Origin of the sequence: Amycolatopsis pittospori, from assembly GCF_013870525.1 — a bacterium.
In the GTDB taxonomy this organism is placed as follows: domain Bacteria; phylum Actinomycetota; class Actinomycetes; order Mycobacteriales; family Pseudonocardiaceae; genus Amycolatopsis; species Amycolatopsis pittospori.
In genome coordinates this window covers 45,680-70,931 of the sequence record NZ_JACBXD010000010.1, presented here as the reverse complement: position 1 = coordinate 70,931, position 25,252 = coordinate 45,680, and the positions used below count along the sequence as shown (strand labels likewise).

29 protein-coding genes and 4 tRNA genes are annotated in these 25,252 nt (G+C 67.6%); 16 read left to right on the top strand and 17 right to left on the bottom strand.

Annotated features, from left to right (window positions below):
• Positions 1–52: 52 nt before the first annotated feature.
• Positions 53–1,201, bottom strand: a complete 1,149-nt coding sequence (locus H5J31_RS08080; protein ID WP_181771837.1) for a sialidase family protein — start codon at positions 1,199–1,201, stop codon at positions 53–55.
• Between the two features lie 178 nt (positions 1,202–1,379).
• Between H5J31_RS08080 and H5J31_RS08075 the strand changes: the two genes are divergently transcribed.
• On the top strand, positions 1,380–2,084 hold the full coding sequence (locus tag H5J31_RS08075; RefSeq protein WP_207897678.1) for a hypothetical protein: 705 nt from the start codon (positions 1,380–1,382) through the stop codon (positions 2,082–2,084).
• Between the two features lie 54 nt (positions 2,085–2,138).
• Here H5J31_RS08075 and H5J31_RS08070 read toward each other — a convergent pair whose 3' ends face one another.
• The gene (locus H5J31_RS08070) at positions 2,139–2,630 is read right to left on the bottom strand and encodes a YajQ family cyclic di-GMP-binding protein (protein ID WP_005152002.1); all 492 of its coding nucleotides are present in this window, start codon (positions 2,628–2,630) and stop codon (positions 2,139–2,141) included.
• A 119-nt stretch (positions 2,631–2,749) separates the two neighbouring features.
• Here H5J31_RS08070 and H5J31_RS08065 point away from each other — a divergent pair.
• Positions 2,750–2,831, top strand: a tRNA-Tyr gene (locus H5J31_RS08065).
• Between the two features lie 74 nt (positions 2,832–2,905).
• On the opposite strand, the gene H5J31_RS08060 is transcribed toward H5J31_RS08065, so the two are convergent.
• From H5J31_RS08060 to H5J31_RS08045, 4 genes are all read right to left on the bottom strand, one after another.
• Positions 2,906–3,205: a hypothetical protein gene (locus H5J31_RS08060; protein ID WP_181771836.1), complete on the bottom strand. Its 300-nt coding sequence runs from the start codon at positions 3,203–3,205 to the stop codon at positions 2,906–2,908.
• Between the two features lie 157 nt (positions 3,206–3,362).
• Positions 3,363–3,929, bottom strand: a complete 567-nt coding sequence (locus H5J31_RS08055) for a dihydrofolate reductase family protein (protein WP_181771835.1) — start codon at positions 3,927–3,929, stop codon at positions 3,363–3,365.
• Positions 3,930–3,969: 40 nt separating this feature from the next.
• Entirely contained in the window at positions 3,970–4,392 is a 423-nt protein-coding gene (locus H5J31_RS08050) for a PPOX class F420-dependent oxidoreductase (protein ID WP_181771834.1), read from the bottom strand.
• Between the two features lie 134 nt (positions 4,393–4,526).
• Positions 4,527–5,165: a TetR/AcrR family transcriptional regulator gene (locus H5J31_RS08045; protein ID WP_181771833.1), complete on the bottom strand. Its 639-nt coding sequence runs from the start codon at positions 5,163–5,165 to the stop codon at positions 4,527–4,529.
• Between the two features lie 96 nt (positions 5,166–5,261).
• Here H5J31_RS08045 and H5J31_RS08040 point away from each other — a divergent pair, with 96 nt between their 5' ends.
• Both H5J31_RS08040 and H5J31_RS08035 read left to right on the top strand, forming a co-directional pair.
• On the top strand, positions 5,262–5,405 hold the full coding sequence (locus H5J31_RS08040) for a hypothetical protein (RefSeq protein ID WP_181771832.1): 144 nt from the start codon (positions 5,262–5,264) through the stop codon (positions 5,403–5,405).
• Between the two features lie 47 nt (positions 5,406–5,452).
• Positions 5,453–5,833: a VOC family protein gene (locus tag H5J31_RS08035; protein ID WP_181771831.1), complete on the top strand. Its 381-nt coding sequence runs from the start codon at positions 5,453–5,455 to the stop codon at positions 5,831–5,833.
• A 60-nt stretch (positions 5,834–5,893) separates the two neighbouring features.
• Here the strand turns inward: H5J31_RS08035 and H5J31_RS08030 are convergent, their stop codons facing one another.
• The 4 genes from H5J31_RS08030 to H5J31_RS08015 are packed head-to-tail and all read right to left on the bottom strand — an operon-like array spanning position 5,894 to position 8,401.
• A complete protein-coding gene (locus H5J31_RS08030) occupies positions 5,894–6,283 on the bottom strand; it encodes a VOC family protein (RefSeq protein WP_328701418.1) in 390 nt (129 codons plus the stop codon).
• Entirely contained in the window at positions 6,280–6,570 is a 291-nt protein-coding gene (locus H5J31_RS08025) for an ArsR/SmtB family transcription factor (protein ID WP_181771830.1), read from the bottom strand. Before H5J31_RS08025 ends, H5J31_RS08030 begins: the two co-directional genes overlap by 4 nt.
• Before the next feature lie 44 nt (positions 6,571–6,614).
• A complete protein-coding gene (locus H5J31_RS08020; RefSeq protein ID WP_181771829.1) occupies positions 6,615–7,259 on the bottom strand; it encodes a response regulator in 645 nt (214 codons plus the stop codon).
• Complete coding sequence (locus H5J31_RS08015) at positions 7,250–8,401, bottom strand: sensor histidine kinase (RefSeq protein ID WP_181771828.1); 1,152 nt, start codon at positions 8,399–8,401, stop codon at positions 7,250–7,252. Before H5J31_RS08015 ends, H5J31_RS08020 begins: the two co-directional genes overlap by 10 nt.
• A 135-nt stretch (positions 8,402–8,536) precedes the next feature.
• Here H5J31_RS08015 and H5J31_RS08010 point away from each other — a divergent pair, with 135 nt between their 5' ends.
• Positions 8,537–9,187, top strand: coding sequence for a DedA family protein (locus tag H5J31_RS08010; protein WP_181771827.1), 651 nt, complete (start codon positions 8,537–8,539; stop codon positions 9,185–9,187).
• 62 nt (positions 9,188–9,249) lie between these two features.
• Here the strand turns inward: H5J31_RS08010 and H5J31_RS08005 are convergent, their stop codons facing one another.
• From H5J31_RS08005 to H5J31_RS07990, 4 genes are all read right to left on the bottom strand, one after another.
• A complete protein-coding gene (locus H5J31_RS08005; protein WP_181771826.1) occupies positions 9,250–10,410 on the bottom strand; it encodes an alkaline phosphatase PhoX in 1,161 nt (386 codons plus the stop codon).
• Positions 10,411–10,550: 140 nt separating this feature from the next.
• Positions 10,551–12,953 (bottom strand): endopeptidase La, encoded by a 2,403-nt coding sequence (lon, locus tag H5J31_RS08000; RefSeq protein WP_181771825.1) that lies wholly within the window; start codon positions 12,951–12,953, stop codon positions 10,551–10,553.
• 335 nt (positions 12,954–13,288) lie between these two features.
• A complete protein-coding gene (locus H5J31_RS07995; protein WP_181771824.1) occupies positions 13,289–14,137 on the bottom strand; it encodes an SAM-dependent methyltransferase in 849 nt (282 codons plus the stop codon).
• A 38-nt stretch (positions 14,138–14,175) separates the two neighbouring features.
• The gene (locus H5J31_RS07990) at positions 14,176–15,114 is read right to left on the bottom strand and encodes a GNAT family N-acetyltransferase (protein WP_181771823.1); all 939 of its coding nucleotides are present in this window, start codon (positions 15,112–15,114) and stop codon (positions 14,176–14,178) included.
• A gap of 279 nt (positions 15,115–15,393) precedes the next feature.
• Here H5J31_RS07990 and H5J31_RS07985 point away from each other — a divergent pair, with 279 nt between their 5' ends.
• From H5J31_RS07985 to H5J31_RS07960, 6 genes are all read left to right on the top strand, one after another.
• Complete coding sequence (locus H5J31_RS07985) at positions 15,394–18,009, top strand: putative bifunctional diguanylate cyclase/phosphodiesterase (protein ID WP_181771822.1); 2,616 nt, start codon at positions 15,394–15,396, stop codon at positions 18,007–18,009.
• A gap of 78 nt (positions 18,010–18,087) precedes the next feature.
• Positions 18,088–18,160: transfer RNA gene (locus H5J31_RS07980), tRNA-Thr, on the top strand.
• A gap of 50 nt (positions 18,161–18,210) precedes the next feature.
• Positions 18,211–18,283, top strand: a tRNA-Met gene (locus H5J31_RS07975).
• Between the two features lie 45 nt (positions 18,284–18,328).
• A complete protein-coding gene (rpmG, locus tag H5J31_RS07970; RefSeq protein WP_005152047.1) occupies positions 18,329–18,493 on the top strand; it encodes a 50S ribosomal protein L33 in 165 nt (54 codons plus the stop codon).
• Between the two features lie 90 nt (positions 18,494–18,583).
• Positions 18,584–19,033 carry a MaoC family dehydratase N-terminal domain-containing protein gene (locus H5J31_RS07965; RefSeq protein ID WP_181771821.1) on the top strand — a complete coding sequence of 150 codons (450 nt, stop codon included), beginning with the start codon at positions 18,584–18,586 and terminating at the stop codon, positions 19,031–19,033.
• Positions 19,030–19,434 carry a MaoC family dehydratase gene (locus tag H5J31_RS07960; protein WP_181771820.1) on the top strand — a complete coding sequence of 135 codons (405 nt, stop codon included), beginning with the start codon at positions 19,030–19,032 and terminating at the stop codon, positions 19,432–19,434. The genes H5J31_RS07965 and H5J31_RS07960 overlap by 4 nt, the downstream gene beginning before the upstream one ends.
• Before the next feature lie 142 nt (positions 19,435–19,576).
• Here H5J31_RS07960 and H5J31_RS07955 read toward each other — a convergent pair whose 3' ends face one another.
• Complete coding sequence (locus H5J31_RS07955; protein WP_181771898.1) at positions 19,577–20,509, bottom strand: SGNH/GDSL hydrolase family protein; 933 nt, start codon at positions 20,507–20,509, stop codon at positions 19,577–19,579.
• Between the two features lie 117 nt (positions 20,510–20,626).
• Between H5J31_RS07955 and H5J31_RS07950 the strand changes: the two genes are divergently transcribed.
• On the top strand, positions 20,627–20,842 hold the full coding sequence (locus H5J31_RS07950; protein WP_181771819.1) for a hypothetical protein: 216 nt from the start codon (positions 20,627–20,629) through the stop codon (positions 20,840–20,842).
• A 45-nt stretch (positions 20,843–20,887) separates the two neighbouring features.
• Here H5J31_RS07950 and H5J31_RS07945 read toward each other — a convergent pair whose 3' ends face one another.
• Positions 20,888–21,784 carry a TIGR03619 family F420-dependent LLM class oxidoreductase gene (locus H5J31_RS07945; protein WP_181771818.1) on the bottom strand — a complete coding sequence of 299 codons (897 nt, stop codon included), beginning with the start codon at positions 21,782–21,784 and terminating at the stop codon, positions 20,888–20,890.
• Positions 21,781–23,010, bottom strand: a complete 1,230-nt coding sequence (locus tag H5J31_RS07940; RefSeq protein WP_181771817.1) for a pyridoxal phosphate-dependent aminotransferase — start codon at positions 23,008–23,010, stop codon at positions 21,781–21,783. The genes H5J31_RS07945 and H5J31_RS07940 overlap by 4 nt, the downstream gene beginning before the upstream one ends.
• Before the next feature lie 205 nt (positions 23,011–23,215).
• On the opposite strand from H5J31_RS07940, the gene H5J31_RS07935 reads away from it, so the two are divergent.
• The 4 genes from H5J31_RS07935 (at position 23,216) to rplK (ending at position 25,208) form a co-directional block, all read left to right on the top strand.
• Positions 23,216–23,288 (top strand) — tRNA-Trp (locus H5J31_RS07935).
• 27 nt (positions 23,289–23,315) lie between these two features.
• On the top strand, positions 23,316–23,768 hold the full coding sequence (gene secE, locus H5J31_RS07930) for a preprotein translocase subunit SecE (RefSeq protein ID WP_181771816.1): 453 nt from the start codon (positions 23,316–23,318) through the stop codon (positions 23,766–23,768).
• Positions 23,769–23,846: 78 nt separating this feature from the next.
• Positions 23,847–24,695: a transcription termination/antitermination protein NusG gene (nusG, locus tag H5J31_RS07925; RefSeq protein WP_181771815.1), complete on the top strand. Its 849-nt coding sequence runs from the start codon at positions 23,847–23,849 to the stop codon at positions 24,693–24,695.
• A gap of 78 nt (positions 24,696–24,773) precedes the next feature.
• Positions 24,774–25,208: a 50S ribosomal protein L11 gene (rplK, locus tag H5J31_RS07920; protein WP_181771814.1), complete on the top strand. Its 435-nt coding sequence runs from the start codon at positions 24,774–24,776 to the stop codon at positions 25,206–25,208.
• Positions 25,209–25,252: the final 44 nt, after the last annotated feature.

Here is a 25,252-nt window from a genome sequence, read left to right as displayed (position 1 = left end):
ACTGCTCCCGCTTCGTAGCCGTTTCGGTCAACGACTCACACTACCGGGTGGCTCAGAAGGCGGGGCCCTTCGCGAAATACGCCTTGCAGCCGAGGTTGTATTCGGTGGAGATCTGCAACACATTCTTGCCGCCGTCGACCGGCAGCAGCGTGGAACTGTAGTTCGGGCAGAAGTTGTTGTGAATGCCGACGATATGCACCGGCGCGGGTAGTTCGTACCAGTTCCCGGCGCCGAAATTGTCGTTGGCGAGCAGGACCCGGCCGTTCTTGTCCTGCGGGACGCCCGCGGCGTTGGTGTAGATCTGCCCGACCATCACCAGCCGCACGCCGTTCGGGCCGCCGGGGAACAACGTGATCGTCTGGGCGTGCTGGAAGTAGTTGCCGCTGGCGGTGTTCACCCGGGTGCCCGGGTCGAGCGGGTCGCCCCAGTTGGCGCCGTCGGAGGAGATCTTGAAGTACGGGTCGCAGTAGCGGTTGCCGAAGTTGCAGATCTCGTAGGCCAGGTAGAACCGGCCGTCCGGGAGGCGGCGGATGATCGGCATACCCGGACGCACCCGATGGGGCGGGATGGCCATCGTGCGCTGCTTGGTGCCCCAGTGCACGCCGTCGGTGGACGCGACCCGGTTCATCACCTGCGCGAACTGCGGCGCTTCGGTCTCGTCGGCGTAGTGCAGCCACAGCGTGCCGCCCGCGTCGACGACGAACTCGGGCTCCCAGATGCCGTCGTGGTTGTGCGACCGGGCGGCCTCGGACAGGAAGGACCAACTGTGGCCCGCGTCGCGGCTGTACCAGATCTTGATGCCGATCCGCCGCTGCGGACCGGCGTCCTGGCGGTAGCTCGCGGCCCACAACAGCGTGCCCGCGCGGAGCCTGCCGACGCGCTGCGGCAGCTCGTACAGCGTCCCGCAGCACATGCCGATGCGGCCGTCGCGGTCACGGACCTCGCCGATCTTGTGGAAGCTCTGGCCCTCGTCGGTGCTCTCCATGATCGGCGTGAACTTGCCGCTGGCGTCTTCGCTGGTCAGGGACGCGAGAATGCGCCCGCGCCCGACCGGGGAGTGCTCCAGACGGATGAGCCGCGCGTACGAGCCGTAACCGGGTACGAGCTGCTGCCGCTCGGCGGCCTGAGCCGAGGTGAGCTGTGACGCGATCACGGTGAGTGACAGTGTCAGGGCGAGTACGGAGCTGAAACGGCGCTTCATCGGGACCTTCCTCGTACGCGACCGCCGGATTACACCACGGGCATTTGTCCATTTCGGACTCCCGCGAAGGCGTTGCGGCAGAAACCCACGGCCGGGTGGCCCGAATCGCTCGGCCGGGTGGCCCGGTAACGCTGGGCGATCGGTCCGCGAAAGGTCCATGACTGCTTCAACTGGGGGGATGAACGTGATCAGGCGCTTCTGCGCGGCCTCGGCCGCCGTGCTGCTGACCGCGGGCCTGATGGCCTGCTCGCCGCCGGCGAACACGGGCCGCGTCGTGCCCCGAGCCGCTTCGGAGGGACTGCGCTCTTCCTCCGGCGCCCCCACACCCACGCCGCCGACGTCCACCACCGCCACCACCACGGCGCCGCCCGGCCCGCAGCCGGCGGAGACCCACTCGGGCAAGGGGAACGCGACGGTCCCCATGTCCTGGCCCCGGCGCCTCGGGTTCGTGACGTTCGACTGTCCCCAGTGTTCGGGACACGTCGCGGTCAACACCGAGAACGAGCTGATCGTCAACGACATCGGTCCGTACAAGGGCACGCAGTGGATCAACGACATGCCCGACGACCAGGCGAAGACGTTCACGATCAAGGCCAACGCCGCCTGGAAGCTGACCATCACCGACGAAAGCGCCCTGCCCGTGCTGCAGCCGGGTAAACCCCTCGCGGGCAAACGCGACACGGTGGTCTCCGTGCCCGAGGGCGTCTCCTCGGTCGCCGTCACCACCAAGGGCAACGGGAACACCGCGGTCTGGGTGCACAGCGGTGACTACTCGGACCTGCCGGTGAACCAGCTCGGCGACTACAAGGGCAGCGTTCCGGTACCAGGCCCGGCGTACGTGTCGCTGGAAGGCGACGGCACCTGGACGATCACCGCGTCCTAGGTATGACGAAGGCCACCTTCGAGACTTCCGAAGGTGGCCTTTCGCGTGCTGCCGTCAGCGGTAGTTCGTGAACTGCAGCGCGATCTCGAAGTCCTTGCCCTTCAGCAAGGCGATCACGTCCTGCAGCTGGTCCTTCTTCTTGCCGGACACCCGCAGCTGGTCGCCCTGGATCTGCGCCTGGACGCCCTTGGGGCCTTCGTCCCGGATGAACTTGGCGATCTGCTTCGCCTTGTCCGAGGCGATCCCCTGCAGGATCTTGCCGCCCACCTTGTAGATCTTGCCGGACAACGCCGGCTCGTCCGCCTCGAAGGCCTTCAGGGAGATGCCGCGCTTGATCAGCTTCTCCTTGAACACCTCGACCGCCGCCAGCGCCCGCTCCTCGGTCTCCGACTCGATCGCGATCGCCTCCTCGCCGGACCAGTCGATCTTGGTCCCGGTACCCCGGAAGTCGAACCGCGTACCGAGTTCCTTGCTGGCCTGGTTCAGGGCGTTGTCCACCTCCTGGCGATCGACCTTGCTCACCACGTCGAAAGAGGGATCCGCCACGTGTTCTCACACCTCGTACTCGCTTGTCAGGAGCCTCCACCCTAGTCCTGCGTAACCCGGTTGACCGGGCCGCCACGGCGTTGGGTATTCTTTCGTCTCGACCGGGCTTGCCCGGCCACGGCGAGTTGCCCGAGCGGCCAAAGGGATCTGACTGTAAATCAGACGGCTACGCCTTCGGGGGTTCGAATCCCTCACTCGCCACACAGATCGGCCCCCTGACCTGCGAATACAGGTCAGGGGGCCGATCTTGTTCCGGGTGGACGGCGCGGCCCGTCCTAGCAGGGGCGCACGGAGAGGGCGAGGATGTCGACCCAGCCCGCTTCCTGATCGTTGTCGCCGGTCAGCCAGTACCCTTTTTCCTGATGGCGAACGGTGATCCACTTGCCTGCCGCCAGCGGCCGGAGCGGGTACTGAGTGCTCGGCGTGGCGTACACCGTGGTGTCGTATTTCGCCACGGCGGAGCAGCCTTGCACGGTGGAGGTCCCCGCCGTCTCCGACGCGGACGCCGTCCCGATACCGGCCATCGCGAACGCCACAGCGGCGGAAGCCACCACGCCGCGCATCACCTTGCCCATGTTCGTGTCCTTCCCGGCCCGACGCGGCAAAGTCCCACGTCGAAGCACGATTCCCCAGTATGAAGCCCGGAAATCCGGGCTCTGGCGGGAGCGTAACCCTCCCCTGAGCCGGGCTGATATCCGAAAAACGAAGGCGGCTTTTGGCTATTCGGCGGGGTTAGGAGGCGGTTCGATAGCGCAGCAGCACGATGCCCGAGGCGAACGTCCGGTTCTCCACGAGCCGCAGCTTCGGAACCCCGGTCGCCCCGTCGAACAACCGCCGGCCTTCCCCGACCACGACGGGATAGACGAACAGCCGGTACTCGTCCACAAGGCCGGCCGCGACGAGCGCCCGCACCAGAGTGATGCTGCCGGTGGTCACGATGTCCTTGCCCTCGGCGGCCTTCAGTGTTTCGATTTCCGACCGCGGATCCCCGGACAGGACCGTGGAGTTCTCCCACTCCGGCTCCGTCAGTGTGCCGGAGACCACGTACTTGCTCACGGAGTTCAGATAGGCCGAGATGCCCGTCGTGTCATCGGTCTGCTTCGGCCAGTAGCCGCGCATGTCCTCGAAGCTGGTGCGGCCGAGCAGCAGCGCGTCGGCCGCGTTTCGCTGCTCTTCGAGCGCGGCGAGGACGTCGGACATGTCGACGTCCGGATCGCCGCCGCCCGGGCTGAACCAGTCGCCCGCGAGTTCGATCACGCCGTCGATCGTGCTGTTCTCCGTGACGATCAGCTCCCGCATGCGCCCGACCGTACCGCTGACCTCCGACAAGAACGCTCCTCTACGTGGCGCCGTGAACCGCGCGCCTCGCCGGGTACCAGGTCTCACCCACGGGTTCGCCCGCCATGTTCCAGCTCCACGACACCGCAGGCGTGACGCGCGCGTAGACGCCGGGACCGACCATTCCCACTCGCTCGATCGGATCGGCGGCCTCGCCGTAGACCCGGATTCCGCGCGCGATGAACGGCTCGAACGAGACCATGTCGTCGATGACCAGGGCGACTTTCCGTTGCCCTGCTTGGATGTTCTGAAACTTTCGGGTCGCCAGCACCGACGCGCCCCCACCGCCGACCCAGAAGTGCGTCCCGTCGAATTCGAACGACACGGGGACGACGTCCGGCTGCTCGCCGTCGGCGGCCAGGGTCGCGAAGCGGGCCAGGGGTTGTGAGCGCAGGTACGCGATCTCTTCGTCGCTGAAAGACATCTAGGATGCTCCTCGATCAAAGGGGGACGACATGTTCGCGATTCAGCCGTGGCATCTGATCATCCTGCTCCTGGCGGTCGTATTCATCGCCGCCGCGATCGTCGCGGCGGTCATGGCCTCGAAGAAACGCTGACTCACGCCCGGATCGCGTAGTCGCCGAAGGCCGGTTCGAGCAGTTCGAAAGCCCGCTTGGCCGCCTTCGTCAGCGCTGCCGCGATCTCGTCGTTGCTCTCGCCGGCATACGACCGCCGGAGGACGTCGCGGAACAGGACCCGGTCGATCGCGTTGAGTTCGGCGGCCGCCATGACGGGGGTGACGTCGTCCGCGTCGGCGCCGGTTTCGGTCGCGAGGAGCCTGGCGAGCGCCTCCTCGCGCAGTTCGTGCAGCTCGCGCAGCCGCGCGATGAGCGTCGGGCTCTCCATCACCATTTTCGCGAAGACCGGCCCGGTGAAGCCGATCACGGGCGAGTGCTCCGCCAGCGCGTCCAGGAAGGTACGCCGTAGCGCGGCCAGCGCCGACTCACCCGTCTTCCTGGAGCCGACCGCGTCCGCGAGCCCGTTCGTGAACTCTTCGTGCTGGTCCAGGGCCAGATCCTCTTTGCGCGCGAAGTAGTTGGTGACGGTCTTCTTCGCCACCCTCGCGGCCGCGGCGATCTCGGCGATCGTCGTCTCTTCGAAGCCCTTCTCGATGAAGAGGAGCGTCGCCTGGTCGGAGATCAGCTGCCGCGTCTCCTGCTTCTTGAGCTCCCGGAGGCCCACATCCGTGCTGGTCATGGACGAAGTTTACCACCGTCGTAAAAATATCCTTGACGCCTGGTAGTTCGAGTGTAAACTTACGTCCGTACTACCGACTGAGAGAGAAGAGGCTCCTTGCCCGCTCGAATCCCCCAAGGCAACGAAGGCACCAACCGCGCCCAGGTCCGCCGGAACGACCGCCGCCATCAGCTGCCGTTCCCCGGCCGCTCGACGCCGGTGCGTCGCTCGATCGGCGTCCCGCGTCGCCGGTCGTACTGACCGATCAGCTCGTCCGAAACCTCAAAGCCGACCGAAGGGGATCGCCCATGAACGTCCTTGCCTCCACCGTCTCGCTGACCGTCGACGACGTCGCCGCTTCCAGCCGCTTCTTCACCGAGCACTTCGGGTTCACCGAGCAGATGGCCGCGGAGGGTTTCGTCTCCCTCGGGCACGAAACCGCGAAGGTGGCCATCGTGCTGCTTCAGGCGGGAATCGAGGTCTTGCCGGAGAACCTGCGGCAGCAGCGTGCGTCCGGCGTGATCGTGGCTTTCACGGTCGAGAATCTCGAAGCCGAGGAGAAGCGCTTGCGCGAAGAAGGTGTCGAGATCACGTTGCCGCTGCGGGAAGAGCCGTGGGGAGAACGCCTCTTCATGGTCACTGACCCGAACGGCGTGCCCGTGGAACTCGTGGAATGGGTGCAGCAGTAAGGAAGCGCGAAAGCGGGGCTCAGTCCACACTGGACTGAGCCCTGCTTTTCCTTGTCCGGTCTACTTCATGGTGGCGAGCTGGATCAGGTTGCCGCAGGTGTCGTCGAAGACGGCGGTGACCACCGGCCCCAGGTCGACGGCGTCCTGGGTGAACTCGACGCCCAGTCCCTTGAGTCGCTCGACCTCGGCGTACACGTCGTCGACGGCGAACTGGGTGAACGGGATACCGTCGCTGACCAGCGCTTTCTTGAACGGACCCGCTGCCGGGTGGCCGTCCGGCTCCAGCAGCAGTTCGACGCCGTCGGGGTTGGCGGGGGAGACCACGGTGAGCCAGCGAGCGTCGCCTGTGGGCACATCGTGCTTCTTCTGGAACCCCAGCTTTTCGGTATAGAAGGCGAGCGCCTTGGCCTGATCGTCGACGAAGACGCTGGTGATGTTGATGCGGATCACGGATTCGGTTCCTCTCGGTCGATGGGCCACCGCTCGACGATCGAGCGCAGCGGGCTCGTGTCGATGTGGTGGAACTTGTAGCGGCCCTGCCGCCGGGTATGCACCAGGCCCGCCTGCTCCAGCACCGCCAGATGCTGCGAGATGGCCTGACGTGAAGAAGCCAAGCCGTGTTTCATGGTCAGCCGGCCGCAGATCTCGAACAGGGTCTGACCGTCCTTTTCGGTCAGTTCGTCGAGAATGGTGCGTCGCGTCGCGTCGCCGATGGCCTTGAACAGGTCAACGTCCACACCCCAGTTATAGGCAAGTCGTCACTTGCCTGTCAAGCCTGGGGTCAGGAGCCCAGGTAGCGCAGGATCGCCAGCACGCGACGGCTGTACCCGGCGGTATTGGCCAGCCCGAGCTTGTCGAAGATCGCGTTCACGTGCTTCTCGACGGCGCTCTGCGACACGTACAGCGACTCGGCGATCCCGGCGTTCGTGTGGCCCTGCGCCATCTTCTCCAGCACTTCGCGTTCGCGGGCGGTCAGTTTCGCGAGCGGATCGGTGTGCGTGGTCCGGGCGAGCAGCCGCCGGACCACCTCCGGATCGAACGCCGCCCCGCCCGCGGCGACCCGGTCCAGCGCGTCCAGGAATTCGCCCACCTGGGCGACCCGGTCCTTCAGGAGATAGCCGACGCGTTCGCCGTCGCCGGTGATCAGTTCGGCGGCGTACCGCTTCTCGACGTACTGCGAGAGCACCAGCACCCCGATCTCCGGCCAGCGGCTCCGGATTTCGAGCGCCGCGCGAAGGCCCTCGTCGGTGTGCGTCGGCGGCATGCGGACGTCGGTGACGATCACGTCCGGCTGATACGCCGCCGTCGTCGAGAGGAGTGCTTCACCGTCGCCGACCGACGCGACCACGTCGTGGCCTTCTTCGATCAGCAGCCGGACCAGGCCTTCCCGCAGCAGGGTCGAGTCCTCGGCGAGGATCACTCGCACGGCAGCACCGCCGTCACCACGGTCGGGCCGCCGATCGGACTGTCCACAGTGAACTCCCCGTCCGCCGCCGCGACGCGCCTCGCGAGGCCGGAAAGGCCGCCCCCGGACTCCTTCGCCCCGCCGACGCCGTCATCGGTGATCCGCACCCGCACCCTGTCCCCGTCCCGCTCGGCCTCGATGTCGATCCGCGTCGCCGCGGCGTGCTTGATCGTATTGGTGACCGATTCCGACGCCACGAAGTAGACGACGGTCTCGATCGCCGCGGTCGGGCGTTCCGGCAGGTCGACACGCAGGTGGACCGGCACGTCGGAGCGCTCCGCGAGCGCCTCCAGCGCGGGGTGCAGACCGTCGGTGTCCAGTGCGATCGGGTACACCCTCCAGGAAACCTCCCGCAGGTCGTTCAGCGCGCGTTGGGATTCCTCATGCGCCTGCCGAAGCAGATCCGACGCGTGGTCCGGATCGCCGGTGCGCCGCGCCCGGCCGAGCAGCATGCCGAGCGCGACGAGTCGCTGCTGGACGCCGTCGTGGAGGTCCCGTTCGATCCGGCGGCGTTCGTCGTTGACCGCCTCGACCACCTCGGCGCGGCTGGTCGCGAGTTCGGAGACCCGGCGGCGTAGCTGTTCCTGCTTACTGGGGCCGAAAAAGCGTCGCGCCAGCCTGCGTTCCAACGCGGCTATACCGATGAGTCCTTGCAAGGAAAGGAAAATCAGCAGGGCGCCGAAGAGGCCGGTGGTGACGAAGTCGTACCAGTTCGCGGGGGCCTCGCCGCCGGGCGACCGGCCGTCGAGGAGTTGGTAGATGACGACGGCGCCGGATCCGGCGCCGAAGAGGATCAAGAGGAAGATGCCGGCGCCGAGCAGGCCGACGATCGCGCGCGCGACGAGGTAGGCCATCGCACGGCGTCCCGTGTAATCCGTCGCGTTCTCGGCGCCCAGGTACTTCTCCAGCCGTCGTCGCTCCACTTCGGACAGAACGCGGGCACCGGCGAAGACGGGCGGCCTCAGTGCGGGGACGGCGAGCGCGGCGCCACCGAGGAGGACGTAGAAGAACTCCGCGAACGCGGTCGCGGAGCCGATCGCCAGGCCCAGCGTGCCGCGGAGCATCTTGCGCAGGTGGGGGCGCAGGGCGGCCGGAACAGGCATAACGCCAGGTTAGCGGGCGATCCGGAGGCCGGTACTGCGGTTTTCCGCAGTGATCTGTGCCGCTTCACCGCAGGGTGTGGAACTCGGGCAATTCGTACGTTCGTTGGCACCAGTAGACGACCATGAAAGGCCGCCATGAACCTCCTCCTCGCCGACGCCGCCAACGATCAGATGAGCGGCCTCGCCGGCTGGGCAGTGTCCCTGATGGATTCCCTGGGAGGGCCGGGGGCCGCGATCATCGTCGGTCTGGACAACCTGTTCCCGCCGATCCCCAGCGAACTGGTGCTGCCGCTCGCCGGGTTCTCCGCCAGTCAGGGGACGTTCACCCTGGTGGAAGCGCTGGTGTGGACGACCTTCGGTTCGGTCGCCGGCGCGATCATCGTGTACTACCTCGGCATGCTCCTCGGCCGTGACCGCACCCGCCGCTGGATGGCGAAGATCCCGCTGGTCAAGACCTCCGACTTCGACAAGACCGAGGCCTGGTTCCAGAAACACGGCGCCAAGGCGGTGTTCCTCGGCCGGATGGTGCCGATCTTCCGCAGTCTCATCTCGCTGCCCGCGGGGATCGAGCGGATGCCGTTCTGGCGGTTCCTGACCCTGACGACGGTGGGCAGCCTGATCTGGAACACCGTGTTCGTCCTGGCCGGCTACGGGCTGGGGGAGAGCTGGCACGTGGTCGAGAAGTACGCCGGGTTCTTCCAGTACTTCGTGATCGCCGCCGTCGTGCTCGCGCTGGCCCTCTTCGTCGTCAACCGCCTTCGGGAAAAGTCCCGCACCAACGCCTGACGAACGTCCGTGAAGGCCTCCTTCCCTACCTTGAGAGTAGGGAAGGAGGCCTTTACGGCAGGTCAGGAGCGGAAGGGGCCGGTCACCTCGTAGGTGATCCCGCCCGAGGAGGAGCCGGAAGTGCCGCGCTGCGACGAGAAGTAGAGCCGGTTCCCGGCCGGGGTGAACGCGGGCCCGCAGATCTCCGAGGAGCTCTGACCGGTGATCCGCAGGAACGGCGCCACGATGTCGTTCGGCGTGATGATGCAGATCTCCATGTTCCCGCCGTCTTCGGCGACGAACAGGTCGCCCGAAGACGTTCCGGTGACGTTGTCGACGCCGGTCAGCGGCGCCGAACCGGGGCTGACCAGCGAGTCGTCGTAGGCCAGCTCGTAGGTGTTGTTCGCCAGGTTGAGCTGCCAGACACGGTTGTCGCCCTTGGTGGTGAACCACGCGGTGTCGTTGGCGTAGTGCAGGCCTTCGCCGCCGGTGAAGCGTTTCGCGCCGGACACCTGGTTGCGGGTGGCGGTGGGCGAGCCGTCCGGGTCGGGCACGTTCGCCCAGGTGAAGCTGCCCGACGTCGCCGAGCCCGCCTTCAACACCTGCAGCGTTCCGGCGGAGAGGTCGCCCCAGGTCGTCGGGATGAAGCGGTAGAAGCAGCCGTCCGTGACGTCTTCGGTCAGGTAGACGACCTTCCGCACGGGGTCGGCCGCGGCGGCCTCGTGCTTGAACTTCCCCATCGCGGGCCGCTGCACCGCCGCCGACGCGGGACCGTTCGGCTGGCACTCGTAGACGAAACCGAGGTCGATCTCCTCACAGGAAAGCCAAGTGCCCCAAGGGGTCTTTCCGCCCGCACAGTTCTGCCGGGTGTTGGCGAGAATGCGGTGGGCACCGGTGATGTTCCCGCTCGCGTCGAATTTGACCGCGCTCGCGCCACCGCCCGGCGTGATCTCGGAGTTCGACACGTAGATCCAGCCGCTGCCGTCGGCGAAGACCGCGCCGCCGTCGGGTGCGCTGTGCCAGGTGTAGCCGGTGCCCGCGACCTGCTGGCCGGAGCGTGCGATGACGCGGCTGGTGAATCCCGCCGGCAGCTGGATCCCGTTGGCGTCGGCCGCCTGGAGTGCGCCGTACGGGCTGGGGCCGTTCTGCGCGGGCGCGGCCAAAGCCGCCCCCGAAAGCCGGTTGCCGAACGCCGTGACACCGGCGCCGACCACGGCCGCGCGCAGGAAATTCCGTCGCTTCACTCATGCCTCCAAGACATCCGCTGATGTGGTGGTGCGGGAAGGAGCGGATCGGAGGTTACGGGTGAAAGTGAGCTTGTAGGTGAATTCCCGACATACTTCGGCGGCGAACCGCGATGCGGTCCGCCGCCGAAGCCCACGCGCTAGGCCGCTTGGGCGACCGGAGCCGTCGCCGGGGCCAACGCGAGGTCCAGCACGTCACGGACGTTCGCCACGGCGTGGACGTCCAGCTCGGCCAGCACCTCGGCCGGGACGTCGTCGAGATCCGGCTCGTTGCGCTGCGGGATGATCACCGTCTTCATCCCCGCCCGGTGCGCGGCCAGCAGCTTCTGCTTGACCCCGCCGATCGGCAGCACGCGTCCGGTCAGCGACACCTCACCGGTCATCGCGACGTCCGACTTCACGACCCGTCCCGAAAGCAGGGACGCCAGCGCCGTCGTCATCGTGATGCCCGCGCTCGGCCCGTCCTTGGGCACCGCGCCCGCCGGGACGTGCACGTGGATACCGCGGTCCTTCAGGTCACCGACCGGCAGTTCCAGCTCGGCACCGTGCGAACGAAGGTAGGACAGCGCGATCTGCACCGACTCCTTCATCACGTCACCCAGCTGACCGGTCAGCGCCAGCCCGGTCGAGCCGGACTCCGGATCCGCCAGCGACGCCTCGATGTAGAGGACGTCACCCCCGGCGCCGGTCACCGCCAGCCCGGTCGCGACACCGGGCGTCGAGGTGCGCTGCGTCGACGCGGGCAGCGAAGACTCCGGCAGGTGCCGCGGGCGGCCGAGGTAGGTCTCGAGCCCGTCGGCGTCGATGGTCAGCGGCAGCTCGACCTCGTCGAGCGCGACCTTCGTCGCCACCTTCCGCAGCACCTTCGCGATGGTCCGGTTCGCGTTGCGCACCCCGGCCTCCCGCGTGTACTCGGCGGCGATGCGGCTGAACGCGTCGTCGGTCAGGACGACGTCCTCCTTGGCGAGGCCGGCGCGGTCCAGCTCGCGGGGGAGCAGGTGGTCGCGGGCGATGGTGACCTTCTCGTGCTCGGTGTAGCCGTCGAGGGTGACCAGCTCCATCCGGTCCAGCAGCGGGCCGGGGATGGTTTCGAGCGCGTTCGCCGTCGCGAGGAACACGACGTCGGACAGGTCCAGCTCGACCTCGAGGTAGTGGTCGCGGAAGGTGTGGTTCTGCTCCGGGTCCAGCACCTCCAGCAGCGCCGCCGTCGGGTCGCCGCGGTAGTCGGCGCCGACCTTGTCGATCTCGTCGAGCAGCACGACCGGGTTCATCGAGCCCGCTTCCTTGATGGCGCGGACTATCCGGCCGGGCAGCGCGCCGACGTAGGTGCGGCGGTGACCGCGGATCTCGGCCTCGTCGCGGATACCGCCGAGCGCGACCCGGACGAACTTGCGGCCCATCGCCTTCGCCACGGACTCGCCGAGCGACGTCTTCCCGACCCCGGGAGGACCGGCGAGCGCGAGCACAGCACCCGAACGGCGTCCGCCGACCGGCCCGAGCCCGGATTCCGCGCGACGCTTGCGGACGGCCAAGTACTCGATGATGCGTTCCTTCACGTCGTCGAGACCGGCGTGATCGGTGTCGAGGATGTCGCGTGCGGCGGCGATGTCGTGGACGTCGGTGGTGCGCTCGTTCCACGGAAGTTCGAGCACGGTGTCCAGCCACGTGCGGATCCAGCCGCCCTCGGGGGACTGGTCGGAGGCGCGCTCCAGTTTGTCCACTTCGGACAGTGCGGCCTTCTTGACGGCGTCGGGCAGTTCGGCCGCCTCGACGCGGGCACGGTAGTCGTCGTCGGCCGCGGTGCCGTCGAGTTCGCCCAGCTCCTTGCGGATCGCTTCGAGCTGGCGGCGCAGCAGGAACTCCTTCTGCTGCTTCTCCATCCCCTCCTGGACGTCCTTGCGGATGGTGTCGGTGACCTCGAGTTCGGCGAGCTGTTCGCGGCTCCATTCGAGGGCCTTTTCGAGGCGGGCCGAAACGTCGAGCGCGGTGAGCAGTTCGAGTTTCTGCTCGGTGCTCAGGTACGACGAGTTGCCGGCGAGGTCGGCGAGCGCGGACGGATCCTCGACCTCCTGGACGGCGTCGATCATCTGCCAGCCACCGCGCTGCTGGAGGATCGCGAGGACGACGCTCTTGTACTCGGACGCGAGCTTCGCGGAGTTGTCGTCGGTGGTCTCGGTGGCGACCTCGGCGTGCACCCAGCGGGCGGCGCCGGGGCCGTCGGCGATGCGGCCGACGACGGCGCGGCGGGTACCGCGCAGCAGCACCGCGGTCTTGCCGCCCGGAACGCGGCCGATGCGCTCGACCGTCGCGATGGTGCCGAGTTCGGCGTATTCGCCGTGGACGCGGGGGACGATCAGCACTTCGGCCTTGGCGGCGGCGCTGGACCGGATCCCCGGGAAGGAAGCCTGAGCGGGCGTGTTGGCCTGGGCGGACTCCACCGCGGCCCGCGTCTCCGTGTCGCCGAGATCGAGCGGGACGATCATGCCCGGCAGCACGACGTCGTCATCGAGCGGGAGAACGGGCAGGAGGCGGTTGTCGGTCATCTGTGCACTCCTCGGTTAGTTGAGTCTGACTAGCTCAACTCTCCGATCGACCCGTTTGTTTCCTTTCGTTGTTCGCCGTCAGCGATCACCCCACCCCTCCGACCTCCCGCCTCAGCGCATGACGTTTAGCCCGCGAAACGCAGGTGCTGCAGCCCAGAGGTCGGATGTCTCGGGTGTCTCTGAGTGTCGCGAAGGCCCCCTTTGGGGCGGTGAACGTCCCAAAGGGGGCCTTCAGGGCATCCGGGCGCCACCGCTCCGATCTCTGCCCGGTCCAGGGCCCCGGCGCGTGACGATTAGCCCGCTAAACGCAGGTGCGCGCGGCCAGAGGTCGGACCTCAGGGGTGGACGGCCACCCCGCACCAGGCGAAGGGCCGGGCGCCTTCCTCGTCGCGCCGGAGTTCCCGCACCGGCCGCCAGTCGGGCAGGTGGACGATGCCGGGCTCCAGGAGCGGCCAGTCCCCGAAGAGGGGTTCGAACTCTTCGCGGTCCCGCATCCACACGGGGTTGCTCGTCTTCCGGTACTGCTCCACCATCCAGCGGAGCCCGTCGGCGTCCTTGCCGGTCTGCCCGCCGAAGCTCATGTGCGAGAGCCCCAGCCAGCTGCCCGGCGCGAGCGCGTTCCGATAGGTCGCGACCAGCGCCGGCGGATCGTCCTGCGGTCCGGCGAAGTGCAGGACGGCCATCAGCATCAGGCACACCGGCTGGTCGAAGTCGATCAGCCGCCGCGTCTCCGGATGCCGCAGGATGTCCTTCGGTCGCCGCATGTCCGCCTGGACGATCCCCGCCCAGTCCGTCGCCTCGTGCCGTTCGAGGATCAGCTCCGCGTGCGCCACCGCGACGGGCTCGTAGTCGACGTACACGACCTTCGCCTCATCGCCGGGCTCCAGTTCCTCCTGGACGATCTCGTGCACGTTCCCGGCTGTCGGGACACCGGAACCCAGATCGACGAACTGCCGGATCCCCGCGTCCAGCGCCGCGCGGACGACGCGGTTCATGAACTCGCGGTTGTGCTGCGCGCCGGGTTTGACCCACCGCCACTGCTGTTCCATCTTGCGGGCGAACTCGCGGTCGACGGCCCAGTTGTGGGTGCCGCCGAGATACCAGTCGTAGATCCTCGCCGCGGACGGCTTTTCGGTGTCGACCCCGGTGGGCGCCACCGGAGCCGCGTCGTCGTCCCTGGTCACAGAAAACCCCCTGATCCTCGAAGATCAGCCTAGCGGGATCAGGGCACCGCGGGTCGCCGCTGCCAGTACGTCCAGAGCGGCCGGTAGCCCTGCGCGTACCAGAACGGCGTCGAGCGCGGATTGGCCAAAGCATGGTGCAGCAGCACGGCTTCCGTTCCGCATTCGTCGAAGACCTGATGCGCGTGCGCGGCGAGCGCGGTACCCACGCCGCTCGATCGCGCCGCTTCGGCCACCGCGAGCGACGACAGGTATCCGACGCGTTCGGCGGCGACCCGGCCGCGGATCCACGACGTCTCGTCGGGGAACTGCACCCGCACCATGCCCAGCGCGCGTCCGTACAGCTCCGCGATCCACAGCGTCGGGTTTTCGCGCCCGAGCTCTTTCGCCAGGTTCGCCGCGATCGCCTCCTTCGCACCCTCGCGCAAAGTGACAGAACCGAACTGCGCGTCATAACGCTGCAATTCCAGTTCGAGTCCGACGGCGGTTTCGAGATCATCCGCTTCGGCGGGCCGGATGTGCACTCCGGGCGTCGCGGGCGGTCCCGTCGCGGCGAGCCGGTCGGCCGGGCGGACGGCGATCACCAGCACCGGAGCGAATCCGCGACGCAGCAATTCGGCCGAGCCGGGCGAATCGCGGCTGGGCCGCACGACGGTCGCCGCCGTTTCGACATCTCCCGCTGGAGCCACCGTCTTCAGATGTTCATCCCATCGGGTGAGTAATGCGTCGAGGGCCGCTTCCGGACGGGGTCCGGTGAGCCTCGCGTCGAGGCGATGTTCGACGAGCGCCCGCCACGGAGAGTCAACAGAATCGGGACCCGCTTCAGTCCGTACCGACAATCCGGCGGCGGCCGAGTCGCCCTCTGTCGCGGAGAGTGACACGGAGCCTTCGGCAGGCTCCAGTGCAGGCATTTCCGGGAGCAGGACGTCCACTGTGGCGAGCCGCTCGGCATGTCCGGCAGCGATCGAGTGGCTATTCATAGGACTATTCAAGCCCCTACTGACGGGTCCGCGGGGAACTTCACGAGATTGGCTCCGCCGTGGCGCCAGGTGACTTCCGGTAGTCGGAAGGAACGCGAATAACGCTCCCATTTCACCCCTTGGTCCACGCAGGTCAGCGCGACGAGCCCATTGTTAACCCTGGGGTGATCTCATACTGTCTCGAATGGGACTTGGGTACGCCCTCCGGGGTACTGTATTGCCCCGTCCCCGAGGTCGCGGTAGGACAAGACCGGTTGGGCAGCCGGGAAGGAAGGTCGGATGCCGGACACGAACGGCAGGCCCGTGAGCGCCGCACAGGCGACACCGGGCAAGGGAGGCGCCGTTACGGAGGCTCGAACCGACGAGCGACGGTTCCGCGTCTACACCTTCGCCGTACTCACCATGGGCATCGCCGCCGCGGCCGCCGTCAGCCTGTGGCTGGACTTCGAAGCGTCGGACGACCTGTTGTGGATCGGGCCGATCCTCGCGCTGGCGTTCCTGCTCGCCGAACAACTCGGGATCAACGTCGACGTCCGCAGCGGCATCTCGTGGACGATCTCGTTCACCGAGATCCCGCTGGTCATCGGATTCTTCGTCGCACCCTTCGAAGTCGTCCTCGCCGCGCATCTCGCGGCGGGCATCGGAACCTTGCTGGCACGCAAGGTCGCGGGCCGCGTCCTCTACAACGCGGGCGCGTTCCTGTTGGAGATCACCGGCGCGTTCGCCGTGGCAGGACTGGTGAAACAGGCCTCCGGCGCCCAGGACATGACCTGGATCGCCGCGCTGGCGGGCACTTTGACCGCGCCGCTGGTCAGCACGCTGCTCGCGCTCGCCGCCGTCCGCGTGCTGCGCCGCCGCATGCGGGTCAGCACCGCCATCCGGCTGACCGGCCGCATCCTCGTCGTCGGTTTCGTCAACGCTTCGGTCGGACTTTCCGGCTATCTCGTCATTTCCGGCACCCCGAAGGCCTGGCCGCTCGTGCTGGCCGTCTTCCTCGGCCTCACCGCGTTGTACTGGGCCTACTCGGATCTGCTCCGCGAACAACGCGACATGGAAGCGCTATCCGACGTCAGTCTGATGGTCGCGCGATCCGGTCAGCAGGCCGCCGCCCGGCCCGCCGGCCGCGCCGACGAACTCGTCGGCGGGGTGGACGTCCGCGAATGGGCGACCATCGCCGAGCGCATCAAGGACCAGCTCGCGGCGGGCCGTGTCGTCCTCCGGCTGAGGCTGGAACCCAAGGACACCATGCGCATGGTCGTCGCGGGCGACGAACTGCCGCCCGTGGACCCGGCCGCCGACGACCCGTTGCTGCGCCTGCCCGGCGCGCACGTCCGGCATTTCCGCATCACGGAAGCGAATCCCGATGTCCGGTCCGCGTTGCTCGACCGCGGCGCGCAGGAGGCACTGGTAGTCCCGTTGCGCAGCGCCAACCAGCTTCTCGGCGTCGTCGAAGCGCACGACAGGCTTTCCCGCTGGCGCGGTTTCGGCAAGTACGACGTCCAGCTGCTCGGCACGATGGCCAGTCACCTCGCGACCTCGCTGGACAACCGGCGCCTGCTCGCGACCCTGCGTCACGACGCCTATCACGATCCGCTGACCGGCCTGCTCAACCGGCCCGGCTTCCGTCAGGTGGCCAAGGAACCGTTGCGGGAACAGGTCAACGCGGTCGTGCTGCGGGTCGACCTCGACGTGTTCTCCACCGTCAGCGACGCGCTCGGCTACGTCTGGGCGGACCGGATGGTCATCGCCGCCGGACGCCGTATCCGCGACGCGCTCGGCCCCGACGTCCCGCTCGCCAGGCTCGAAGGCGCGTCCTTCGCCGCTCTCCTCGTCGGCTGCGCGCCGGAACGCGCCCAGGCCGCCGCGGAACTGCTCCGCGCGGAACTCGTCGCCCCGTACCCGGTCGACAGGCTTTCCGTCGAAGCCAACGCGATGATCGGCTACGCGACCTCCTCGGCGGACGACGACGACCAGGTCGACGTCGACGGTCTCCTGCAGCGCGCCGACGTCGCCGTCCGCGCGACCAAGGGCGGTGAAGAGGTCCGCGGCTACATGGCCAGCATGGGCCAGATCTTCATGCGCCGGTTCCAGATGGTCACGCAGTTCCGGCAGTCGCTCGAAGAGGGTCAGCTCAGCGTCCACTACCAGCCCAAGATCACCTTGCCGAACCGGCAGATCCAGGGTGTCGAGGCGCTGGTGCGCTGGGTGCACCCCGAATTCGGCAGGCTCGGCCCGGACGAGTTCGTCCCGGCGATCGAAGCGGCCGGCCTCATCGGCGTCCTGACGTCCTTCGTGCTCGAAGAGTCGCTGAAACGCGTACGCAAGTGGCTCGACGAAGGTCTGCGTATCTCCGCCGCGGTGAACCTGTCGGTGCGGAACCTGGCCGACGAGGACTTCCCGACGAAGGTCGCCCGCGAACTCGACCGCTTCGGCATCCCGCCCGAGCTCCTCACCTTCGAGCTGACCGAATCCGGTGTGATGTCCGACCCGCAGAAGGCGCTGCCGATCCTGCGTGAACTGCACTCGCTGGGCATCGTGCTCGCCGTCGACGACTTCGGCACCGGCTACTCGTCGCTGGCCTACCTGCGGCAGCTCCCGGTCGACCAGGTCAAGATCGACAAGAGCTTCGTCCTCGGCATGGGCACCGACCTCGGCGACCTCGCCGTCGTGCGCTCCATCGTCGAACTGGGCCACTCGCTCGGCCTGACGGTCGTCGCCGAAGGAGTCGAGGAGGACGTCGCGCGGGATCAGCTCGAAGCGATGGGCTGTGACGTCGCCCAGGGCTACCTCATCTCGCGGCCGCTGCCTGAGGACCGTCTGGAGGCGTGGCTGCAGGCTCGCACGGCACGCTCGCCGGGACGACACTCCGAGACCGTCTTGACCCTGCTGACCTGAGGTTTTGTGGTATTCGGCCCCCCGGTTAAGACCCCTGAATCAGTCTGCTAATCTTTCCAAGTCCTCGCGAGAGGCAAGGCCCCTTTAGCTCAGTCGGCAGAGCGTTTCCATGGTAAGGAAAAGGTCTACGGTTCGATTCCGTAAAGGGGCTCGCGACCTCAGCCGCGTCACGCATGCGTGTCGCGGCCAGGAGCATGTAAGGGCGGTGTAGCTCAGCTGGCAGAGCAAGCGGCTCATAATCGCTGTGTCGCCGGTTCAAGTCCGGCCACCGCTACGCGGTAATCCTGGGTATCCCAGGCCTAGTAGAGAAGGAAATGCTGTGGCTGCCACTGACGTGCGACCGAAGATCACGCTCGCGTGTGAGGAGTGCAAGCACCGCAACTACATCACCAAGAAGAACCGGCGCAACAACCCGGATCGCCTGGAGATGAAGAAGTTCTGCCCGAACTGCGGTACGCACCGGACTCACAAAGAGACCCGCTGAGCGTCTAGCGGTTCTACAAGCCTCACACGAAGCCGTCCTGGTCTCGACCAGGGCGGCTTCGTGCTGTCATGGGTTAGGTAGCCTGCTCGGGTGGCCTTGGACCAGTCGTTCACCGGGCGGGTGTACCCGCCGACCAATACCTATGAAGTGAGCCGCGAGAAGATCCGGGAGTTCGCCGACGCGCTCGGCGACACGAACCCGCTCTATCGCGACGCCGAAGCGGCGAAGGCGGCCGGATACCCCGACGTCATCGCGCCGCCGACGTTCCTCACGATCATCAACCTCGCGTCGATCAACGCGATCGTCACGGACCCCGAGCTGGGCCTGGACTATTCGCGGATGGTCCACGGCGACCAGCGGTTCACCTACGCGCGGCCCGTGCACGCGGGCGATGTGCTGTCGCTCACGACGCATATCGACAACATCATGGCCCGCGCCGGGAACGACTTCATCAACCTGCGCGCCGAGATCGCCGGCGCCGACGGTGGCCCGATCGCCACCACGTACGCGCAGCTCGTGGTCCGAGGGGAGGGCGCGTGAGCACGTTCACCGCCGGGGAAGAACTGACGCCGCTGACCGTCGAGGTCACCAGGGACCAGCTGGTGCGCTACGCCGGCGCTTCGCTGGACTTCAACCCCATCCACTGGAACGAGGCCTTCGCGAAGGAGGTCGGCCTTCCGGACGTCATCGCGCACGGCATGCTGACCATGGCGCTCGGCGCGAGGCTCGTCACCGACTGGCTCGGCGATCCCGGCCGCCTCGTCGACTACTTCGCGCGCTTCACACGCCCCGTGGTCGTGCCGAACGACGGCGCGGCGACCATCGAGTTCACCGGCAAGGTGGCCGTGGTCAACGACGACGGCACCGCGCGGATCGACATCACCGCCAAGTTCGACGGCAAGGCCGTCCTGGGCAAGGCCCAAGTGATCGCCCGCGCCTAGCGCAGCGGGGGAGCAAGGGACCTTTGCTATCGCTCGCTTAGCATGCCTAAGTAAGCGATAGCAAAGGTCCCTTGCTCTCTTTTCGCAGGTCAGCGAGGGTGTCAGACCTCAACGGTGGCTCTCCGAAGGACCGCGAAGCGCCCTACGGCAGCTTCAGCAGCTTCTCGATGACTTCGGCCATGCCTTCCTCGCCTCGCGCGTTCGGATGCAGCGGCGCCGCGGGCACGGCGGGCGCGGGGCCCTCGACCCAGCGCCGGTTCGCGGCGGTGCACATGTCACGCCCCTTGCTCGCGGTCGACATATCGGCGAAGCCCGCTTCGTGCTCCTTCGCCGTCTCCTCCAGGGCTGTGTTCAGCCGCCCCAGAGACTCTCGGAAGTAGGCGACGTCCTCCGCGCCGACCGGCAGGACCGGCCAGCAGCCGCGGTCGTCGTCCGGAAGCACCGTGGGGTATCCGACGACCACGATGCGTGCTTCGGGCGCCTTCGAGCGGATCTGGTCCAGGATCCCGCCGAGCCGGTCCTTCGCGGCGGTGATCCGCTCCACGAGCTGATCCCGCCCGCCTGCGGTCAGTTGCGTCTTGCACGGCGAAGCGGTCTGGTGCTGCGTCGCGCATTGGGCCGCGAAGCCGACGAAGCCCACGTCGTTCCCGCCGATCCCGACGGTCACCAGAGTGGTGTCGCCGTTGATCGCGTCGATCTGCGGCGCGTTCGTGCCGTCACGGGTCTTCTGCTCGCCGGTGAGGTGTTCGGTCGTGGCTCCGCCGCAGCTGACATCGACGAATTCGGCCGGGCGCAGCTTCGCGGCGAGCAGGTTCGGATAGTTGTTGTCCGAGCGGTCGCAGCCCTTCGGTGTGCCCGTCGGCCGCCCGGTGCCCGGCGAGGCCGTGTACGAGTCACCCAGGGCGACATATCGACCCGCGCCATCCGTAGTGGTGACACCCGGTGGTGTCACCGACGTGCCTTGCTCCCACAGGTGGTAGGCGATCCCCAGGACGGACAGCACGATCACCAGGAACAGACAGCCGCCGCCAGTTCTCCGCTGCGTCACCCGTTCGTTGTACGCGACCTGGGTCACCTTTGTCATCGGTCCGTCGGTCGGTGAACCACGCGTGAACGGGTGATCACCGGTTGCCTGAGACGTGGATCACGTTCAGGGTGGGCACGTACCTGCACCCGAGGAAAGGCGAAACACGTGAGCCTGAACTTGAACAAGCTGGTCGACAAGGCATATGAGGACAAGGGGATCAACGAGCTGCTGGACGCCCCGCCCTCCGCTCTCGAGGGCCTGACCCCGAAGCACGACGAACTCCTGGCGGAACTCAAGATCAAAACCGTCCGGGACCTCGGCAACTGGAAGTATGCCGCGAAGGCCCACGCACTCGTGCAGCTCGCCGACGGCGAATCCTGACCTTCTGCCGCCTCTGAAGGCCTCTTCCCCGCGGGGGAGGGGTCTTCAGTCGTTCGGGACGAGAGTGCGCAGTTCGGCGGCGAGTTCGAGGGCATGGGCGACGTCGCGCGCGAGGTAGTGCGGGTCGACGAAGGCCTCGGTGATCCCGGTTTCGGCGGCCGCGTCCAGCTGCGCCGCGACGTCCTTGAGCTCGGTGTCCGGTTTGGGGTTGATCCGCAGCACCCGCCGCAGCGCGCCAGGGTCGCGGCCCGCCTTTTCCGCCGTGTCCGTCACGGTCTTCCAGAGCTTCGCGAGGTACGTCGCGGGCGGCCCGGCGGGGAGCCAGCCGTCCGCGCGACGGCCGACGCGATCGAGCGCCGCCGGGGAGAGTCCGCCCAGCAACACCGGCGGATGCGGGGCCTGGACGGGGCGCAAGCCCACCTTCGACGCCGGAATACGCCAGCGAGCGCCCTCATGCTCGACCGGATCGCCGGTCCAGAACTCGCGAAGGACGTCGAGGAGCTCTTCGAGCTGCTTGCCGCGACCCTGCCACGGCGTGCCTGTCGCGGTGTACTCGTCCCGCAGCCAGCCGGTGCCCAAGCCGACGTCCAGCCGGCCACCGCTCACCTGATCCAGTGAAGTGAGCATCCGGGCGAGCAGGACGGCCGGGTACACCGTTCCGGTGAGGGTGCTGGTGCCGAGCCGGACCTTCTTCGTGACGCTCGCGGCGGCCGTCAGCAGGATCAGCGGATCGGCGAACGTGACGAATTCGGGCGGGTACGGCCGCTCGGGCGTGCCGCCGGGGTAGAAGTCCGACGGCGAAACCGGGGCCAGCACACGATCTCCGACCCACAAGGACTCGTAACCGAGTTCTTCGACGGCCGTCGCGAACCCGGTGACGGCGTCGATCGTCGCAAGTGGACCGTACTGCGGAAGGGCGATTCCCAGGCGCATCGTGATCACTTCGCTTCGGAGAGCAGCCGGCCCATCCTGGTGATCCCTTCGGCAAGATCGTTTTCGGCCAGGGCATAGGAAATCCGGAAGTACCCCGGCGTCCCGAACGCCTCGCCGGGCACCACGGCGACCTCGGCCTCGCGCAGGATCAGATCGGCGAGCGCCACCGTGTCGGCCGGTCGCTCGCCGCGGATCTCCTTGCCCAGTAAGGCTTTCATCGACGGGTACAGGTAGAAGGCGCCGAGTGGCACCGGAGTCTCGACTCCCGGGATCCCGGCAAGCAGCGAAAGAGCCTTCTTGCGCCGGGAATCGAACGCGTCGCGCATCGCGAAAACGGCGTCGAGCGGACCGCTCACGGCCGCCAGCGCCGCCCGCTGCGCGACGTTCGACACGTTGCCGCAGAGATGCGACTGGTACGCCGTCGCCGCCTTGACGACGTCCTGCGGGCCGAGCAACCAGCCCACCCGCCAACCGGTCATCGAGTACGTCTTCGCGACGCCGTTGAGCACCACCGTCCGGTCGGCGAGTTCCGGGACCAGGACGGGCATCGAGGGCGCTTCGGCACCGTCGTAGACCAGGTGCTCGTAGATCTCGTCCGTGATCACCCAGAGGTCGTTCTCGTACGCCCAGCGCCCGATCGCCTCGACCTGCTCGCGCGGATGGACCGAGCCTGTCGGGTTGGACGGCGAGACGAACAGCAGCACCTTCGTACGCGGCGTCCTCGCGGCCTCCAACTGCTCGACGGTGACCCGGTAGTCCGTCGTCTCGTCCGCCGTGACCTGCACCGGGACGCCGCCGGCCAGGACGATCGACTCCGGGTAGGTCGTCCAATACGGCGCGGGCAGGAGCACCTCGTCGCCCGGGTCGAGCAGCGTCGCGAACGCGGAATAGACCGCCTGCTTGCCGCCGTTGGTCACCAGGACGCGACCCGGATCCACCTCGAAGCCGGAGTCGCGGAGGGTCTTCGCCGCGATCGCCTCGCGCAGCTCGGGCAGGCCGCCCGCGGCGGTGTAGCCGTGGTTCACCCTGTCCCGGACGGCCGCTTCGGCGGCTTCGAGCACGTTGGCCGGAGTGGGGAAGTCCGGCTGACCCGCGCCGAACCCGATCACCGGACGACCCTGCGCCTTGAGCTCCCGGGCCTTCGCGTCGACGGCCAAGGTCGCCGACGGCGTGATGCCGCCGATGCGGGCCGAGACGCGTGTTGCCGGCGAAGGCGAGGGTGCGGGAGCGCTCATGGCGACATCGTGGCACGATCATGGGGTCGGCCGTGGGGTGTTTCCTCGCGGAAGGCTGCTCCGTGCCGGTTTCAGGGGCGCGGTTGCGAAGCTGTTCGGGGGTTGCCGTAGACTTCTGGTCTCGGTACGCACTACGGTCATCCCCGCCACGGCGGTGGGGACGATGGAATGCGTCCTCGGGAGCCCCAGAGCATCGGGGTTCCAAAGGGGTGTAGCTCAATTGGCAGAGCAGCGGTCTCCAAAACCGCAGGTTGCAGGTTCAAGTCCTGTCACCCCTGCGTAAGCGAACTGGTGAAGGCGGAGGAGTGGTCGTGAGCGACAGCGACGCCAGCGGTGAGAAGGCGCAGGACGGCGCCGGGCAGAAGCCCGACGAGCAGTCCCGCCCGGTGACCGCCGCTGCCCGGCGTGAGCGCCGTGCGTCCGCGCGCCCGTCCGGTAAGGCCGACGCCAAGTCGGACGACAAGACCCGCCCCGCCGGCAAGGCGAAGGCCGGGGACAAGACCGAGAAACCCAAGGACGCCAAGGGCACGGCGACCGCGAAGCGCGACCGCAAGCCGAAGCAGGCGTCGATCTTCGCCCGGCTGATGCGCTTCATCCGCGAGGTCTGGGCCGAGCTGCGCAAGGTCATCTGGCCGAACCGCAAGCAGATGGTCACCTACACCGCGGTGGTGCTGGTCTTCGTGGTGTTCATGGTGGCGCTGGTGAGCGGCCTCGACCTCGCCTTCAAAGAGGTCGTGGGTGCCGTTTTCGGCAGCTGAGGCAACCGGTGACGGTGCCTTGAGCGCACCGCTCGCCTGCCCGGCGCCACGGCAAGCGATCAACTGAGAGGACGGAACGTGACCTCCGACAACGGCACAGCAGCCGGTCATGAGCTGACCGAGCTTTCCGACGAGCAGGTGCACGCGGCACTCGGCGACGAGCAGTCCGAGCACCTGGACTCCGTCGAGGTGCCCGCCGCAGGCGACGAGGTCGACGAAGCCGGAGATGCCGCGGAAGCCGACGAGGCCTCCGCCGAAACCGAAGAGGCTGACGACACCGCTGCCGAGCCCGAGGCCGAAGAGGACGTCGACCCGGTCGCGAAGCTGCGCGCGGAACTCAACGCCGCTCCCGGTGAGTGGTACGTCGTGCACTCCTACGCGGGCTACGAGAACAAGGTGAAGACCAACCTCGAGACCCGTACCCAGACGCTGGACGTCGAGGACTACATCTTCCAGATCGAGGTCCCGACCGAAGAGGTCACCGAGATCAAGAACGGCCAGCGCAAGCAGGTGCAGCGCAAGGTGCTGCCCGGCTACATCCTGGTCCGGATGGACCTGAACGACGCCTCGTGGAGCGCGGTGCGCAACACGCCGGGCGTCACCGGGTTCGTCGGTGCCACTTCGCGTCCGTCGCCGCTGACCGTGGACGAGGTGCTGAAGTTCCTCGCGCCCAAGGTCGAGGCCGCCGCGCCCGCCAAGCCCGGCAAGGGCGAGGCCGCCGCGTCGGAGTCGCAGCTGGGCGGTCCCGCTGTCGAGGTCGACTTCGAGATCGGCGAGTCGGTCACCGTCATGGACGGCCCGTTCGCGACGCTGCCCGCGACGATCTCCGAGGTCAACGTGGACGGGCAGAAGCTGAAGGTCCTGGTGTCGATCTTCGGCCGGGAGACCCCGGTCGAGCTGTCGTTCAACCAGGTCTCCAAGATCTGACGGCCGCCAGACGGCCGGCAGTCCCCGCGTACTGGCAGGTGTGCGGGGGACTCAAGTCAGTAAGAAGGAACAAACGAAATGCCACCCAAGAAGAAGAAGCTTGCGGCGATCATCAAGCTGCAGATCAAGGCGGGTGCGGCCAACCCCGCGCCGCCGGTCGGCCCCGCGCTGGGTCAGCACGGCGTCAACATCATGGAGTTCTGCAAGGCCTACAACGCCGCGACCGAGTCGCAGCGCGGGGACGTCGTCCCGGTCGAGATCTCCGTGTACGAAGACCGTTCGTTCGACTTCAAGCTCAAGACGCCGCCGGCCGCGAAGCTGCTGCTGAAGGCCGCGGGCGTGGAGAAGGGTTCCGGCGAGCCGCACAAGACCAAGGTCGCCAAGGTCACTTGGGACCAGGTCCGCGACATCGCGAAGACCAAGGAAACCGACCTGAACGCGCACGACATCGACCAGGCCGCGAAGATCATCGCCGGCACCGCCCGCTCCATGGGCATCACGGTCGTCGACTGACGCAGTTTTTCCAGCACCACGTGGGAGAGCCAGTGCTGGCTCCA

Excerpts from the sequence above, each read along its gene's own strand:
- lon (WP_181771825.1), bottom strand. The coding sequence starts at position 12,953 with ATGACCGACAACCGCCTCCTGCCCGTTCTCCCGCTCGATGACGACGTC.
- H5J31_RS08035 (WP_181771831.1), top strand. The coding sequence starts at position 5,453 with ATGAACGTCCTTGCCTCCACCGTCTCGCTGACCGTCGACGACGTCGCC.
- rplK (WP_181771814.1), top strand. The coding sequence starts at position 24,774 with ATGCCACCCAAGAAGAAGAAGCTTGCGGCGATCATCAAGCTGCAGATC.
- H5J31_RS08050 (WP_181771834.1), bottom strand. The coding sequence starts at position 4,392 with ATGTCTTTCAGCGACGAAGAGATCGCGTACCTGCGCTCACAACCCCTG.
- H5J31_RS07985 (WP_181771822.1), top strand. The coding sequence starts at position 15,394 with ATGCCGGACACGAACGGCAGGCCCGTGAGCGCCGCACAGGCGACACCG.
- H5J31_RS07940 (WP_181771817.1), bottom strand. The coding sequence starts at position 23,010 with ATGAGCGCTCCCGCACCCTCGCCTTCGCCGGCAACACGCGTCTCGGCC.
- H5J31_RS08045 (WP_181771833.1), bottom strand. The coding sequence starts at position 5,165 with ATGACCAGCACGGATGTGGGCCTCCGGGAGCTCAAGAAGCAGGAGACG.
- H5J31_RS08055 (WP_181771835.1), bottom strand. The coding sequence starts at position 3,929 with ATGCGGGAGCTGATCGTCACGGAGAACAGCACGATCGACGGCGTGATC.
- H5J31_RS08010 (WP_181771827.1), top strand. The coding sequence starts at position 8,537 with ATGAACCTCCTCCTCGCCGACGCCGCCAACGATCAGATGAGCGGCCTC.
- H5J31_RS08080 (WP_181771837.1), bottom strand. The coding sequence starts at position 1,201 with ATGAAGCGCCGTTTCAGCTCCGTACTCGCCCTGACACTGTCACTCACC.
- H5J31_RS08015 (WP_181771828.1), bottom strand. The coding sequence starts at position 8,401 with ATGCCTGTTCCGGCCGCCCTGCGCCCCCACCTGCGCAAGATGCTCCGC.
- H5J31_RS08060 (WP_181771836.1), bottom strand. The coding sequence starts at position 3,205 with ATGGGCAAGGTGATGCGCGGCGTGGTGGCTTCCGCCGCTGTGGCGTTC.
- H5J31_RS07990 (WP_181771823.1), bottom strand. The coding sequence starts at position 15,114 with ATGAATAGCCACTCGATCGCTGCCGGACATGCCGAGCGGCTCGCCACA.
- H5J31_RS08075 (WP_207897678.1), top strand. The coding sequence starts at position 1,380 with ATGAACGTGATCAGGCGCTTCTGCGCGGCCTCGGCCGCCGTGCTGCTG.